Origin of the sequence: Bradyrhizobium sp. (assembly GCF_030693485.1) — a bacterium.
Lineage (GTDB): Bacteria > Pseudomonadota > Alphaproteobacteria > Rhizobiales > Xanthobacteraceae > Bradyrhizobium.
Map to the genome: position 1 here is coordinate 1 of NZ_JAUYAN010000167.1, position 15,125 is coordinate 15,125.

9 protein-coding genes, 1 tRNA gene and 2 pseudogenes are annotated in these 15,125 nt (G+C 61.8%); 6 read left to right on the forward strand and 6 right to left on the reverse strand.

The window, feature by feature from the left end; all coding sequences use genetic code 11:
* From Q8N40_RS12105 to Q8N40_RS12125, 5 genes and pseudogenes are all read right to left on the reverse strand, one after another.
* Positions 1 to 629 (reverse strand): annotated as a pseudogene (locus tag Q8N40_RS12105) (HlyD family type I secretion periplasmic adaptor subunit); the annotation flags it as partial.
* Positions 616 to 2,793 carry a type I secretion system permease/ATPase gene (locus tag Q8N40_RS12110; RefSeq protein ID WP_305711979.1) on the reverse strand — a complete coding sequence of 726 codons (2,178 nt, stop codon included), beginning with the start codon at positions 2,791 to 2,793 and terminating at the stop codon, positions 616 to 618. The pseudogene Q8N40_RS12105 and the gene Q8N40_RS12110, both read right to left, overlap by 14 nt.
* 263 nt (positions 2,794 to 3,056) lie before the next feature.
* Positions 3,057 to 4,736, reverse strand: coding sequence for a TolC family outer membrane protein (locus Q8N40_RS12115; protein ID WP_305711980.1), 1,680 nt, complete (start codon positions 4,734 to 4,736; stop codon positions 3,057 to 3,059).
* A 1,654-nt stretch (positions 4,737 to 6,390) separates the two neighbouring features.
* Positions 6,391 to 6,927, reverse strand: a pseudogene (locus Q8N40_RS26700) (tyrosine-type recombinase/integrase); the annotation flags it as partial.
* Positions 6,928 to 7,090: 163 nt separating this feature from the next.
* Positions 7,091 to 7,180, reverse strand: a tRNA-Ser gene (locus tag Q8N40_RS12125).
* A gap of 729 nt (positions 7,181 to 7,909) precedes the next feature.
* Here Q8N40_RS12125 and Q8N40_RS12130 point away from each other — a divergent pair.
* Complete coding sequence (locus tag Q8N40_RS12130) at positions 7,910 to 8,842, forward strand: septal ring lytic transglycosylase RlpA family protein (RefSeq protein ID WP_305711982.1); 933 nt, start codon at positions 7,910 to 7,912, stop codon at positions 8,840 to 8,842.
* Positions 8,843 to 8,851: 9 nt separating this feature from the next.
* Here the strand turns inward: Q8N40_RS12130 and Q8N40_RS12135 are convergent, their stop codons facing one another.
* A complete protein-coding gene (locus tag Q8N40_RS12135) occupies positions 8,852 to 9,802 on the reverse strand; it encodes an alpha/beta fold hydrolase (RefSeq protein WP_305711983.1) in 951 nt (316 codons plus the stop codon).
* Positions 9,803 to 9,966: 164 nt separating this feature from the next.
* Between Q8N40_RS12135 and Q8N40_RS12140 the strand changes: the two genes are divergently transcribed.
* The 5 genes from Q8N40_RS12140 to Q8N40_RS12160 all read left to right on the forward strand — a co-directional run.
* On the forward strand, positions 9,967 to 11,229 hold the full coding sequence (locus Q8N40_RS12140; protein WP_305711984.1) for a D-alanyl-D-alanine carboxypeptidase family protein: 1,263 nt from the start codon (positions 9,967 to 9,969) through the stop codon (positions 11,227 to 11,229).
* Positions 11,230 to 11,231: 2 nt separating this feature from the next.
* The gene (gene tmk / locus Q8N40_RS12145) at positions 11,232 to 11,924 is read left to right on the forward strand and encodes a dTMP kinase (RefSeq protein WP_305711985.1); all 693 of its coding nucleotides are present in this window, start codon (positions 11,232 to 11,234) and stop codon (positions 11,922 to 11,924) included.
* The gene (locus tag Q8N40_RS12150) at positions 11,921 to 12,967 is read left to right on the forward strand and encodes a DNA polymerase III subunit delta' (protein WP_305711986.1); all 1,047 of its coding nucleotides are present in this window, start codon (positions 11,921 to 11,923) and stop codon (positions 12,965 to 12,967) included. The genes tmk and Q8N40_RS12150 overlap by 4 nt, the downstream gene beginning before the upstream one ends.
* A 53-nt stretch (positions 12,968 to 13,020) precedes the next feature.
* Complete coding sequence (metG, locus tag Q8N40_RS12155; protein ID WP_305711987.1) at positions 13,021 to 15,006, forward strand: methionine--tRNA ligase; 1,986 nt, start codon at positions 13,021 to 13,023, stop codon at positions 15,004 to 15,006.
* Positions 15,006 to 15,125: TatD family hydrolase (locus Q8N40_RS12160; protein WP_305711988.1), on the forward strand; the 120-nt coding region annotated here is incomplete at its 3' end. The genes metG and Q8N40_RS12160, both read left to right, overlap by 1 nt.

The following is a 15,125-nucleotide window of genomic DNA, read 5'->3' on the forward strand; positions in this document are numbered from 1 at the left end:
ATTTCAGTTGCCTGGCGGTCAAGCCGGAGCATCTCGATTTCGGGTACGACCTTCTGCTCGTAGAGCTTTCGGGTGAGGCTGAGTTCCCGGTCAAGCAACTTGAGTGTGCCAGTGAGCCGGGTCACCTGCTGATTCAATACATCGACGTCCTGCGCAATCTTCTGGGTACGCATCCTGAAAACGCTTGATTCGGTGGCGACCGCCGTCGGTACGATCTTGTCGAGTTGATCGGGAAACGTGACCTCATTTCGGCCTCGCGCCTCCGCCTCGAGCCGCGCCACGCGGGCCGCCATAGCCGCGCGTCGCTCCCTGATTTCACCGAACTCGGACGCGACTTTGGTATCATCGATTCTCATCAGGGATTGACCCTGCTTAACGATCGAGCCTTCTTGTATGAGAATTTCGCCGACAATGCCTCCTTCGAGCGTTTGCACCACCTGTGTCTGACGCGAGGGGACAACCTTACCGTTGCCTCTCTTCACCTCGTCCAGGATCGCAAAATGAGCCCAGACAAGAAATGAGGTGAAGAGCGCGAGGAACGTGATGAGCAACATGCGCGAAGTTCGCGGCGTCCGGAGGGCTGCCGCGGCACGAATATCGTTGGCGAATGCGAAATCAGATGACGGCATTGGGCTTTTGCACCAGCGTGGCTCTCTGCGCGGCAGTCGTTTCGGTCGGGGGTGAGTTCGGCTTGCCTTGTATCAAGGCCAAAACCTTGTCACGCGGTCCATCGGCGATCAGGCGCCCGTTATCGAACAGCAACAAGCGATCAACCATGCTGAGCAGCGAAAGCCGGTGCGTGGAGATAATAACAGTCATCCGTTCTCCGCGGATCGTATTCAGCCGTTCCAGGAATTCGGCCTCGCTGCGGACGTCAAAGTGCGCGGTTGGCTCGTCAAGAAACAACACGCGCGGCTTGCGTATCAGAACACGGGCCAATCCAATTGCCTGCTTTTGCCCACCAGACAAGCTGCGGCCGCCTTCGGATATGGGCATATCGTAACCCATCGGATGGCCCGCGATAAAACCTTCCACGCCTGACAACCTGGCCGCCGCCAGAATTTCTTCATCGGTCGCCTCAGGTTTGCCCAATGCGATATTGTCACGCAGCTTTCCGAAAAACAGATCGGTGTCCTGCATCGCAAATCCGATGCCGGCGCGCAGATCGGAAGGGTCGTATTGACGCGAATCGACGCCATCGACCAAAATGCGGCCTTCCTCAGCTTCGTAGAAGCCAAGCAGCAGGCGGCCGACGGTCGTCTTTCCGGAGCCGACGCGCCCGATAATCCCGATCCGCTCGCCGCCATCGATCTTGAACGAAACTTTTTCCAATGCTCTGCCAGGAGCATTGGGATACGTGAAGCTGACGTTCTCAAAAGCTATACGTCCGTCCTCTATTTTTCTGGAGACATAGGCGCGTTGCGGCGATCGTTCGCGCTCCAGGGACATGATCCGGTCAATTGATTTGAGCGCGGAGAAAGTCTGCGTCCCGCGCGTAATGACAGCTGCGATACCTGCTATCGGAGCCAAGACCCGGCCCGCCAGCATATTGGCGGCAACCAGCGCGCCCATCGACAGTTTGCCATCAAGAATGAGAAAGACGCCGATGATCAGCAGCAGGAGGCTGGTAATCTGCTGCGCCGTTCCAGCAATGGTCAACGCAAGCGAGGACCAGAAATGAACCGCTTCGCCCGATCTTGCCGTGGCGGCTACCGATCGTTCCCAGGCAGTCTGCATGCGAGCCTCGGCACCGGTGGCGCGGACCGTCTCCAGACCCGAGAGGGACTCAACAAGCACGCCGTGGCGCGCGGCGGATTCAGCCTGGAGTCGTTTCATCGCTCGATCGAGCGGGCGCTGCAGGATGAACCCGAGCGCGATCATGATCGGCAGCATGGCCAAAGGAATCCAGGCCAGGGGACCCGCGATCGTAAACAACACGGCGATGAACAAGACCGCAAAAAGCAGGTCGGTTGCCGCAACGACGCTGCCAGAGGTGAAGAAATCACGTACTGAGTCGAAGTCACGCAACTGATTGGCGAGAATGCCGACCGAAGCGGGACGCTGCGCCATCTTTATGGACATCACATGTTCGAAGATATTGGCAGCAAGAACAACGTCCATGGTCTTGCCGGTGACGTCGATCATGCGACTACGTACCGTCCGCAGTACAAAATCGAAGACAACAGCGATCACCATCCCGACCGACAGGGCTATAAGCGAGGGAATTGCGCCGTTCGGAATGACCCGATCGTAGACGCTCATCGTGAATAAGGGCGTTGCGAGCGCGAGCACGTTGATCAGCAGCGCGGCGAGGGCGATATGGCCATAGCTGCGCCAATGGACCTTAACGGTCGACCAGAACCAGTGGCTGCGCGGAAGGTCTCCGGCCGCAACCGTTCGCGCATCGGCTTCGGCAGCCGCTCGAACAAAAAATGCGTAACCCGTGTAGTCAACCATCAAGTCCTTGATCCGGACAACTCGGGGACTATTCGGCGTCACGGTCGGATCGAGGACTTTGGCGCTCTGGGTCTTCTTGTCGACCCCGAGGAGGACAAGAGCGGCTCCGGTTTTCATGATCAGGACGGCAGGAAGCACGATTGCCGGAATGTCTGAAATCGTTCGCTGAACCGCCTCAGTTTCGAGCCCGGCTCGCTTCGCGGCCCGGTCGTACAGCGCAACAGACAACCGCCCATCGAGTATAGGCAGACCGCCAAGGAGGGCCTCCCGGCTCACCGCACGGCCATGATGGGACGCCAGATAGGTCAGCGAAGCGGCGAGGGGGTCCTGTCGCATACGACCGTCGTAGCCGGGTACGGTTGATTTCGGCTCCGGCCCATCCGCGGATGGCGAGCGCGCTTCTGGCTTGGGAGTTCGAAACAACAAATCCGGCGCCTCTGATCGTATGCAAGTCGACGTGTGGCGGGACGGCACACAGGCTTAATCCTTGCAACAATACAGCAATTTACGGACCGAATCATTCACGATTGCCAAGATTTCCCGGCTCAGGGTTAATCTGTGGGCCTGGCGGGGGCGGCCAAAGGGCCCAACCACAAGTGTCAGAATTTATTGCCGTTGGCCGGAAAGGCAGTGAGCAGCCAATGAGGCTTATCCTGCGACGCGGCCGCATAGGACCTCGAGTTGGGCTCGGTTGGATCTACATGAGCCAACGCCGACTCCGGCGGCTTGCGGCCTCCCTTTTCGGCAAACCACTCGATCGCCCCCAGCATTCTTGCCGCGTATGACCAGCGCGGCCAGCGATCCCTGAACCCATCCTGGGGCTCGGCAGCGGCATAGGCATTTGCCCGGACGGGAACGCCTATGGCCGCGTCCGTAACCCGAAGAGGCTCCGACCCGGTCTGAGGTACGTTCAAGCGGAAAGTAGGAAGTTTGTAAGCGGGCAATCCGCCGGCGAGCGAATCGATTGGAGCTGCATCCACCGGTGGCGGGGCTTTGAGGTATTCGAGGAGAGTGCCCATTGCGGCAAGCAACTGATAGTCGGCGAAGACGATCACGCCCCGCGACGAAGTGAGCGACACAGCAGCATTGAAGTACTGGTTTTGTGCATTGAGCAGGTCGATCAGGGATCGTTGACCGAGTTCATATTCCTTGTCGAATGCGGAAATGGTCTTTCGATCCGCCTGCAACTGGCGGGTCAGAGCAGCGACTCTCGTCGCAGTTATCGTCCTCGCAGCCCAAGCCTTATCGATGGATTCCAGTGCGTCACGTTGCAGCCTCGCATGGCGCATCGTTGATTCGGTGTGGCGCTCCGCCATTTCCGAGCGACGCCATACGTCTTGGCCGCCACGGAAGATATCCCAGGACATCACGACCTTGCCGCTATAGCTGTCGTGGGTAGCGCCCAAATAGGGGTACGTATTGTCATTGTGCGTCGCACGGGCTTCAAGCGACAAATTGGGTACGAATGCACCGTCAGTCACACGGAACGCATGTTTGGCGGCATCCGCATCGGCCTGAGCGGCGAGTATGGTGGGATTAAAGCGAACCGCGACGGCCAGCGCTTCGTCCCGGCTTCTCGGCATACCCGCAAGTGGCCCCGGGAACCGCACATTGAAGGGTTCCAGGCCCACAACCTTGCGGTATTTGGCTCTGCCCTCATCGAGGCTCTTCCGGAATTCCGCGAGATTGGCGCGGGCGTTTTCAACACGTTCTCGCGCCTGCTCCAGGTCCCCTTCGCCAGCGCGTCCGCCCGAAAACCGGGCGTTCACATTCGAAAAAATCTTCTCGTGATTGGCGACGTTCTGCTCCGCAAGGCTCACCAGCCTGAGGTAGCGGACAACATCCACGTAAGCTTCGGCAGCATCCAGAGCGATTAACTCTGTCCGCTCCCGGACCCGGAACGCCGCAGCGTTAACCCGAGCGGTTTGGCGCCAGATATCATGAATCGATGCAAACCCATCAAACAGAAGCTGCCTGACCACAACCGATCCCTGCGTGCCGTTCCGCCAGGCACCATTCCCCACAATGGGAACCGGGAGGGCGCTCGCGCTTGAGACCGGATTGCTTTGATCGAACTTTTCGGCGCCATACCGAGCCTCGACGCGAACTTGCGGCAGCAGCGTGCTTTGGGTTTGCCTGAGTTCCGATTCTGTAGCGCGCCGATTTGCGGAGGCTTCACCAACGCCCGGATTGGTCTGGGCGGCCTGTTTAAGCGCGTCGTTGATGGAAAATACATCGCTCGCCGAAGCCGGGCACATGGCCACCATAAGGCTGAGCATCCCAAAACATGCGGATCTCATCTTCTCGGTATCCTTGCTTGTTCAAAACTGAACGCGCTTAAAAGCCCGCTGAGTCCAAAATTCAAGCTTCATCGTAGCAGAGGGAAAAGCCGGCACCTATGGTATTTCGGCCACAGTTGGACGGGAAGAATCGGCAAATGGTTTGAATAAATGGTTCGTTTTAAAAATTTGCGTTTGGGGCCCGGGACGGCTTCAGCCACCTGCCGAATTGGGGTTGCGGTCAATGTAAAAACCTAAGCGTCGCCTGCTGGGATACATAGAAATTACCCGCCCAGAGTCCAGGGCGGTCGTAACTGCATCAGGTCGTCACCCAGCTTGCCCCATGCGGTAACTATCGGCCTCGATTCTTCGAGGTGCAAGGAGATGGCGTAACTTTACGGGTTCGATTAAGGGGAGCGGTTGTTCCCGTTTCGTTCAAAAGAGTAAAATAGCTTAGTAAAAACAATTGGCTAGCCGCTGAAAGGTGTTTGGCGAATAGGCCACTCGTGGATGTAAGCGGGGCACTGGAAAAACCGGGAACAAGTGGCAACGGGTCGCACTTACGACCGCGCTGCTTGTTGGAAATTGCCCCCGGCAGCATCTGCCGCCCAGAACTCTCCCCGAGGCTGGGCCCGTTTCTCAAAAGCACTTTCCGTCCCCGCGCAGGCCGAAATGAAAGAAGCCGCCATGGCCTACTTGTCGGAAAGCGATTTGTCGGAAAGCAACTACGGATCACTCACATGCTACAGACGATGCCGCTGTCAGACAATAAGAGCTGGAACTGGTCGGGGCTCGGCCGCCCGGCCACAAACTGCCGGCCCGGCCTTGGCACTCAGTCAATCTATGCCAAATGGCATATTCCGGCTGGGATGTGATTCTTGGCAGAATTAGTGCATGCCACACGAGCGGAATATCACCTTCGGACAAATGCGGCAGTCGGGCGCTCGCCTGCTGTATGTGTGCTGCGGCGACCACAAATGCGCGCATTCGGTTGTGATCGATCCGGACTGCTGGCCAGCGAGCCTGCGGCTTTCCGACCTGGAGTCGTTGTTCGTCTGCTCGGACTGCGGCCATCGCGGTGCGAAAGTACGGCCGGACTTCGGCGGGACGCGGCACCGTATCGAACCCCTCGAATCCTATTCGGATTGGTAGCACCGAGCACGCCATTGAGGAAACCGGACTCCAGCGGATTCTTGGGGGGTCCGAACCAACCTTCTAACGCGGGCCGGCAATCCTCTCCGAAGGTCGGCCTGACCACCTGCTCGCTTCAATGCAGCGAACCGTTGGACGCCGTGCGCGAGCCCGAGGTCTTGAACTGGGTGTAGGTCGGCAGAATAAAGGTGCTGTTTTTGCGGTTCGAGATCGCCGCGAAGGTGGTCGGATGAGGATCGGCGACGGCGGCGCCAACATCTTCCGCGGCCACTGCAACGTGCAGGGCGCTACCGATATCGGTTTCGATATCGTGACGCTGCGCTCTATTACCGCCTGGTCGAAGGCGCCGAATGCGACTGCAGCGTAAGCATAGGGCAAGGGCAGGGTGGTGGCGGACCGTCCGCTTAGGCCGCTTTGGTAGCTTCTCACGCAACTGCTTGGTGAGCTCGGCAGGATTGCGGAAATCAAGGTCGTTAATGTCGGTATTCTTCGCGATAATCGTCTCGATGCGGCCGCGCACCCGATTGGCGGTTTCGCGCTTTTCGATCCAGATCGGCGCCAGCAAGTCGTAGATGTGACTCGGCCTGATGTCGGCGATCGTCAGGCCTCCGATTGGCGGGTAGGCATAGCGCTTGAGCGAGGCCGGCCACTGTGCACGGTGCTTCTCGCTCCAACCCGACCATTGCGCGTCGATGTATTTTTCGGCGCATTGCTGGAACGTGGGTGCGGCGGCCGCGATCTCAGCCGCTTGGGTCCGCTGCCGCGCTGCCCGCTTCTCGGCGACGATGTCGACGCCGGGGGTGTTGCGATCACCTTTCACGCGAAGCCTAGCAGCATCGCGGGCAAGCCTCGCGTCCCTTAGCGACAAGTCGCGGAAGGAGCCCAAGCCGTGCCACCGCTCTTTCCCCTCGATCCAGTACCGGAAGGCCCAGTTCTTTGCTGTCGCACTCGCGACAATCAGGTAGAGCCCGCCGCCGTCGGCATATTTCCCCGCCTTCGTCTCACGCTCAATATCGAGCGGTTTTAGTTTCCCAGCCATGATGTGCTCCGATCAGAACCGTCCTCCGAACCCACGGTCGCAAGCTACGGTTTCAGCGCTGATTAGAGAGAACACCGGCGAATGAAGATGTACAGCTCTCCGGCGTAACGCGCTGATTTTGCGGTGTGTTCCGAACGATGGCGAACAAGGGAGAACAGCATATTGGCGGAAGGGGTGGGATTCGAACCCACGGTACCCTTGCAGGCACGCCGGTTTTCAAGACCGGTGCCTTAAACCACTCGGCCACCCTTCCGTCGTCGGAGTTCAGCGACTTAGCAGGGGGATGCGCCGGGGGAAAGTATCAATTGCCCGTCACGGGCGGGCGCGTGGCGTCGATTTGCGCGGGTGTCGCCGCGCGCTGAACCTCGATCGCCGGGCCTGCGAAAATTATGCCGCCGGCCTCAGGCGAACGCGAAAGCCAGCAGGCTCGAGCACAGCAGCAAGAATCCTGCCGCCGTCAAAGCCAGAAAACCGTCGGAGACCAAGTCATGTGTCCGCATGTTGCACCTGTTGCTCTCGACGCTGGTCCGAATTCATTAAAACTTTCGGAATCAGCTCGTTGAACGAGGTGGTCCTCGCGCAAGGTCACGCCCTCGAGCGAAAACCCTCAAATGCGTGGGCAAGAAAAATACCGGCGCTAAACAGACCCAAACACGCTGTAACCGTCTCAATCATCGCAAAATTCCTTCGCGCCCCTGCACCCACACAACGCCACGACACCGCGCACAGTCAAAAGGATTTTGGGGACGGGACCGAAGATCCGGCCGGAGTGATGCTTTGGCACAACAGTTTCGCCGGGAAGGGGACCCGGGGCGCGGCGCGCCACCGCAACCATTGATTCACTACGCCGTTGCTCTCCCCATTTCCGCCGTGATCCGGATGCGGTATCTTCACGACTTGGTGCGGAGGTGGGCTGCATCAGGACGAGACCGGCATGCGCCGCCAGATCGGCGCGTGGCCGGCGAAATGGTAATTGGGGCGGATGGGGATTCGACGGTCAAATCAGGTCGCCGGGGTGGCGCGGGGCGCGCTCGCCGTAGCCGCGTGTCTGGTGCTCGCCAACTGCGCCTCGCAGGGCAAGTTCGCCAGCAAGGTCGATCCCAAATACGGCGTTTCTTCCAGTCCCCGGGTGGTCGCGATGGGCGACCCCGTGCCAAAGGGTGGCGGCACCTACCGTGTCGGCAAGCCGTATACCGTCGCCGGCCGGGTTTACGTGCCGGAGGATGATCCCAACTACCGCGCCGAGGGCATGGCCTCCTGGTACGGCGACGACTTCCATGGCCGGCTGACCGCCAATGGCGAGGTATTCGACATGACCTCGCTGACCGCCGCCCATCCGACGCTGCCGATCCCGAGCTACGCGCGCGTGACCAACCTCTCCAACGGCAAATCGCTGATCGTGCGCGTCAATGACCGCGGGCCGTACCACGGCAACCGGCTGATAGATGTCTCGAACAAAGCCTCTGAACTACTTGAATTCAAAAGCAAAGGTGTAGCTCGCGTACGAGTCGAATATGTCGGCCGGGCGCCGCTCGAAGGTTCCGACGACCGCCAGCTGGTAGCGACCTTGCGCACCGGCGAACCGGCCCCATCGCCGTCTCTGGTTCGGGTCGCCTCCGCCCGCCCGTTCGTTCCCGAGGTCTCGGCCCGCGCCATCCGCGGCGAAGTTCCGATGCCGGAGGGCAGGCCCTACAGCCTCGGCAATACCTCGCAGGACCTGGCCTCTATCAACGCCACCTCCGAGATGTCCGCCTCCAGCCGTACCCGTCCCGGCGCACGCGCGATCGAAAATCCCCGCACGGTGTCCTACGAAAATGACGCGCGCTACGCCCCGGGCATTCCGCCGGCGAGTGCCTATGCGCCGGTCGACCCGCGCGGCCCCCGTGAATTGCTGACAGGACGCGGGCTCTATTGAGTCCATCGGTTAGGCCGCAGTCGCCTTGAGAAAGGCGACCAGCGCCGCGTTGACCTCGGCGGCGCATTCCTGCTGGATCCAGTGGCCGGCGCCCTGGATGATCAGCTTCTGACGCAATCCCGGCAGCACCCGTTCCATGTCCGCCACCCGCTTGGCGCCGATCAGGCCGGTGATGACGGAATCCTTCGATCCCGCGATGAACAGCGAGGGCTGACGGATTTGCGCACCCTGCCACGGCGCGGTCAGTTCCCAGTTGCGGTCGATGTTGCGGTACCAGTTCAAGCCGCCGCGGAAGCCGGATTGCCGGTAAGCCTCGCTGAAATGCGCGAGGTCGGCCTCGCTGAGCCAACCCGGCAACGGCAGATCGGCGCGCGGGTTGCCGAGAAATCCCTTGCCGTCCTCGACGAACAGCGACGCCGAGGGATCGGAAAATCCGCGTCCCAGCAGGGTCCGCATCGACAGCGCGACATCGCGCTCGAATTCGGCTTCAGCGACGCCGGGGGTCTGGAAGTACTGCCAGTAGAAATTGGTGATGCCGCTGTCGCGCAGGGTATCGAGCGGCCGGCCGCGTCCGCGGAACGGCGGCGGAACGCTGAGCCCCGCCACGGCCGTGAAGATGTCGGGCCGGAACAGCGCCGCATGCCAGGCGACCGGGGCGCCCCAATCGTGGCCGATGATGACCGCCTGCCTTTCGCCCAGCGCCTCCACCAGCGCGACCATGTCGCCGACATGGTCGAATATGCTGTAGGCGCTGACATCGGCGGGCGCGCTGGTCTTGCCGAAACCGCGCATGTCGGGGGCCGCGACCCGAAAGCCCGCGGCCGCGATCGCCGGGATCTGGTGCCGCCACGAATAGGATAATTCCGGCCAGCCATGGCACAGCAGGACGAGGGGACCTTCACCCTGTTCGAGCAGAAAGATCTCGATGCCATTGGCGGAAACCGTGCGTGAGGATGGCATCGCTTTTCCGCCTTGTTTCGAGGATTTTGTTGAGTAAACCGCAAGCCGGCACGATAAGATCGTTTGATCGCTATCGCAATCGGACCGGCGCTGCGCGCATGGGGCAAAACCCGTGTTGTTTGCGCTACTTCCAACTGGTAGAAGGCCGGCTTCAAGGCATCCCGATGGCAGTCGAAAACTCATCCTCCCGCATATCCGGGTCCGCGACGGGACGCCGGGGGCGCAGCCTGCTGGCGGCGCTCGTCGCCCTGGCGGTCGGTTGGGGCGGGATGGTCTACGCCGCCAACAACAGCGTGCAGGGCGGCAAGAAGGAGGTCGAGGGCGGCTTCGACGGCGATGCGCCGACCGCAATCCTGATCGAGGCCTCCAGCGGCAGCGTGCTGTTCGAGAAGAACGCCGACGAGTTGCGCCCGCCCTCCAGCATGATGAAGCTGATGACCGCCGAAGTGGTTTTCAACGCCATCAAGAAGGGCGAGATCAAGCTCACCGACGAATACCGCGTCAGCGAGAATGCCTGGCGCAGGGGCGGCGCGCCTTCGGGCGGTTCGACCATGTTTGCGGCGATCCACAGCAAGATCCCGGTGGGCGATCTGCTGCGCGGCGCCATCATCCAGAGCGGTAACGACGCCTGCATGATCCTGGCCGAGGCGATGGCCGGCAACGAGCGCACCTTCGCCAGCGAGAATATGACCAAACGCGCGCGCGAAATCGGCCTGACCAAATCGACTTTCGGCAATTCGAGCGGGCTGCCCGATCCCGCCAACAAGATGACGGTGCGCGAACTCTCCAAACTCGCCCGCCACATCATCCTGACCCATCCCGATTTCTACAAACTGTTCGGCGAGCGCGAATACACCTGGAACAAGATCCGGCAGCAGAACCGCAATCCGCTGTTGAACTCGCTCGAAGGCGCCGACGGGCTGAAGACCGGCCATACCAGGGACGGCGGCTACGGCCTGGTCGGCTCGGCCGTGCAGAACGGCTTGCGCCTGATCGTCGTGGTCAACGGCCTGACGGATCCCGACGATCGCGCCTCCGAAGCCAAGAAGATGCTGGAATGGGGGTTTCGCAATTTCGAGGCTCGCACGCTGTTCGAGGCCGAGCAGCCGGTCGGTTGGGCCAAGGTATTCGGCGGCGAGAGCCGTTCGGTCAAGCTCGCCAGCCCCGAACCGATCAAGGTGATGGTGCAGAAGAACGGCACCGACAAATTGATCGCGCGCGTGGTCTATAACGGCCCGGTGCGGGCGCCGGTCGAGGCGGGCCAGCGGGTCGGGTTCGTCAAGGTCTGGCGCGGCGCCAACCTCGCCGTGGAAGCGCCGGTCTTTGCGGCCGATCCGGTTGCGCAGGGCTCGACGATGCGGCGGGCGATCGACGGCGCCAGCGAACTCGTGATCGGGATGTTTCGCGCCGGCGCCGAGAAGCTCTGACCATGGCAGAGCCGGCGGTCAAACGAGTTCCCGGGCGCGGGCGATTCATCACCTTTGAGGGCGGCGAGGGATCGGGCAAATCCACCCAGATCAAGACGCTGGCGGAGCGCCTCAACGCCGCCAAATTTCGCACCCTCGTCACCCGCGAGCCGGGCGGATCGCCCGGAGCGGAGATCATTCGCCATCTGGTGCTGTCCGGCATGGGCAAGCTGCTCGGCCCCGACGCGGAGACGCTGTTGTTCGCGGCCGCCCGCGACGACCATGTGCGGACCGTGATCGAGCCGGCGCTGGCCGAGGGCACATGGGTGCTGTGCGACCGGTTTTCGGACTCGACGCGTGCCTATCAGGGCCGACTGGGGCAGGTCACGCCGGCGTTTCTCGACGCCATGCAGCGGGTCACCATCGGCGACCTCAAGCCCGATCTGACGCTCATTCTCGATGTTCCCGTCGAGGTCGGCATGAAGCGCGCGGCGATCCGGCGCGGCGCCGGCGCGCCGGACCGTTTCGAATCGGAAAACCTAAAATTCCATCAGGATCTGCGCGAGGCGTACCGGCAGATAGCCGCCGACGATCCGCAGCGCTGCGTGCTGATCGACGCCAATGCCGATGCGGCGATCGTCGCCGCGAGCGTGTGGGCGGCGTTGCGCGACCGCTTCTTCAAGGCCGATGTCGGCAGCATGGCCAATCTCGCATGAGCGCCCGCAAGGTTGAGCAGGATATCTCGGCGCCTCACCCGCGCGAAACCACCGCCTGGTTCGGCCATCGCGACGCCGAGATGGCCTTGCTGGATGCCTATCGCAGCGGACGAATTCCGCACGCCTGGCTGATCGGCGGCGCGCAGGGCATCGGCAAGGCGACGCTGGCCTATCGGATGGCGAAGTTCGTGCTCGCCCATCGCAATCCGCTGGCGCCAGCCGTGCAGGACGCCAAAAACCTTGATGTCGAGCCCACCGACCCGGTCGCCCGCCATGTCGCGGCCGGCGCCCATGGCGGGCTGCTCACGCTGGAGCGCACGCCGAACGACAAGGGCGTGATGCGCACCGTTATTGTTGTCGATCAGACCCGGGAGACCGTTTCATTTTTTGGCTCGACCGCAGCGGTAGAGGGCTGGCGCGTCTGCATTGTCGATACCGTCGACGAGCTCAATCCCCAGGCCGCCAACGCGCTCTTGAAGATTCTCGAGGAGCCGCCGCGGCAATCGCTGTTCCTTCTGGTCAGCCATGCGCCGGCGCGGCTGCTTCCGACGATCCTGTCGCGCTGCCGCAAATTGCCGTTGCGGCCGCTCTCGACCCCCGACGTGCTCGGCGCCGCCGCGGTAGCCACCCACACCGCAATCGACGATCCCGCGCTCAATGCAGCGGCGGAAGCGGCGGAGGGCAGCGTGGCGCGCGCGCTGACCCTGCTCGGCGGCGACGCCCTGAAATTGCATCAGCGCACCGCGGCGCTGCTGGCGACCTTGCCGCGGGTCGACCCGCGCGAATTGCATGCGCTCGGCGACGCGCTCGGCGGCAGCGACCGGGTGGCGCTGGCGGCCTTCATCGACAGCGTCGAGCGCTGGGTCAGCGCGCGGCTGCGGGCCGACGACGCCAATGCCAACGCCAACCTCCCGCGCCTTGCACGGCTGGCGGAGGTGTGGGAAAAGATCAACCGCGCCGCGCGCGACACCGAATCATACAATCTTGAGCGAAAACCACTGGTTTTCTCGGTGTTCGGGATGCTTGCGGAAGCAACGCGATAAGCGTTCCGTGCGCGATCACCTCCGGCAATCCGGTTTGAGCGATAAAGGAATTTGTGGTGGCGACACCTAAAAAGAAGGCTTCGAGCAAGCCAACGACGAAGAAGGCCCGCAAGGCCTCCCGGAGCAGCGCCAGCAAGGCCGCGGCCGCGAAAAAGCGCGGCAAGCGCGTGGTGAAGAAAGCCGGAAAAAAGGCCAAAAAATCAGCCCGTAAAGCCGTCAAGAAAACTGCAAGGAAAACTGCAAGGAAAACCGCGAAGAAAGCCGCAAAGAAGGCGGCAAGGAAGACAAAGAAGGCCACAGCAAAGCCGACTGCCAGGAAGACTGCCGCCAAAAAGCCGGCCAGGAAATCCCCCAGCAAGGCAACATCGAACAACACGATTTCAGCGCCGAAGCCTTCGGCCGTTGCGAAGCCGGCTCGGAAGCTCACAGCCAGGCCCGCGAAGCAGGCTGCGGTTGTCGCGTCCGTACCGACATCGATCGACACCAGCAGGTTCTACATCACGACAGCAATTGCATACCCGAACGGGCTGCCGCATATCGGCCACGCCTATGAGGCGATCGCGACCGACGCGCTGGCGCGGTTTCAGCGGCTCGACGGCAAGGACGTGTTTTTCCTGACCGGGACCGACGAGCATGGTCAGAAGATGGCCCAGACCGCGGAAGCGGAAAATTTGCCGACGCTGGAAGTCGCGACCCGCAATGCCCTTAGGTTCAAGGACATGGACGAGCGTCTCAACGTCTCGTTCGACCGCTTCATCCGCACCACGGAAGAACAGCATCACCGTTCCAGCCGGGAAATCTGGAAGCGGATGGCCGCCAATGGCGACATCTATCTCGACAGCTATGCCGGCTGGTATTCGGTGCGCGACGAAGCCTATTACGCCGAAGACGAAACCATCGTCGGCGAGGACAATGTTCGGCGCGGGCCGCAGGGCACGCCGGTCGAGTGGGTCGAGGAGGAGAGCTATTTCTTCAAATTGTCGGCCTATCAGGACCGGCTGCTCGCGCTCTATGCCAACCAGCCTGACTTCATCGGGCCGGATTCGCGCAAGAACGAAGTGGTCAGCTTCGTCAAAGGCGGCTTGCGGGACCTGTCGATTTCGCGAACCACCTTCGACTGGGGCGTCAAGGTTCCCGGCGACCCCGAACATGTCATGTATGTCTGGGTCGACGCACTTACCAACTACATCACCGGCGTCGGCTTTCCCGACGAAAGCGACGCCAACTGGCGCTTCTGGCCGGCCGACCTGCATGTCATCGGCAAGGACATCATCCGCTTTCACGCCGTGTACTGGCCGGCGTTCCTGATGTCGGCGGGTATTCCGGTGCAGAAGCGCGTCTTTGCCCACGGCTTCCTGTTCAGCCGCGGCGAGAAAATGTCGAAGTCGCTCGGCAACGTCGTCGATCCCTTCAATCTGGCCGACCAGTACGGCGTCGATCAGGTGCGCTACTTCTTCCTGCGCGAGGTGCCGTTCGGTCAGGACGGCAACTACAATCACGAGGCGATCGTCGCCCGCATCAATGCCGACCTCGCCAACGATCTCGGCAATCTGGCGCAGCGCTCGCTGTCGATGATTGCCAAGCAGCTCGAGAGCGTGCTGCCGGAGCCCGGCGAGTTCAGCGCCAACGACAGAGCGATGCTGGCGCAGGCCGACGGCATGCTCGAACTGGCGCGCACCGCGATGGCGACCCAGCAGATCCACCAGGCGCTCAACGCGGTCTGGGCCGTGGTCGCCGAAGCCAACCGCTATTTCGCCGGCGAGGCGCCGTGGGCGCTGGCGAAGACCGATCCGGCGCGCCAGCGCACGGTGCTGTACGTCACCGCCGAAGTCGTGCGTCAGGTCGCCATTCTGGCGCAGCCTGTGATGCCGGACTCGTCGGCGAAGATGCTCGATAGCCTCGGCGTTCCCGGCGAAATCGAGTCGCGCAATTTTGCGGCACTGGCCACACGTATCAAGGCCGGCACCAAATTGCCGGCGCCGATCGGGATCTTCCCGCGCTACGTCGAACCTAAAGAGCCACCGAGCGGCCCCAAATAATGCTCGTCGACAGCCACTGCCATCTCGATTTTCCTGATTTCGCCGACGATCTCGACGGCATCGTCGCGCGGGCGGAAAGCGCGGGAGTAGGGCGCATCGTCACCATCTCGACGCGGGTG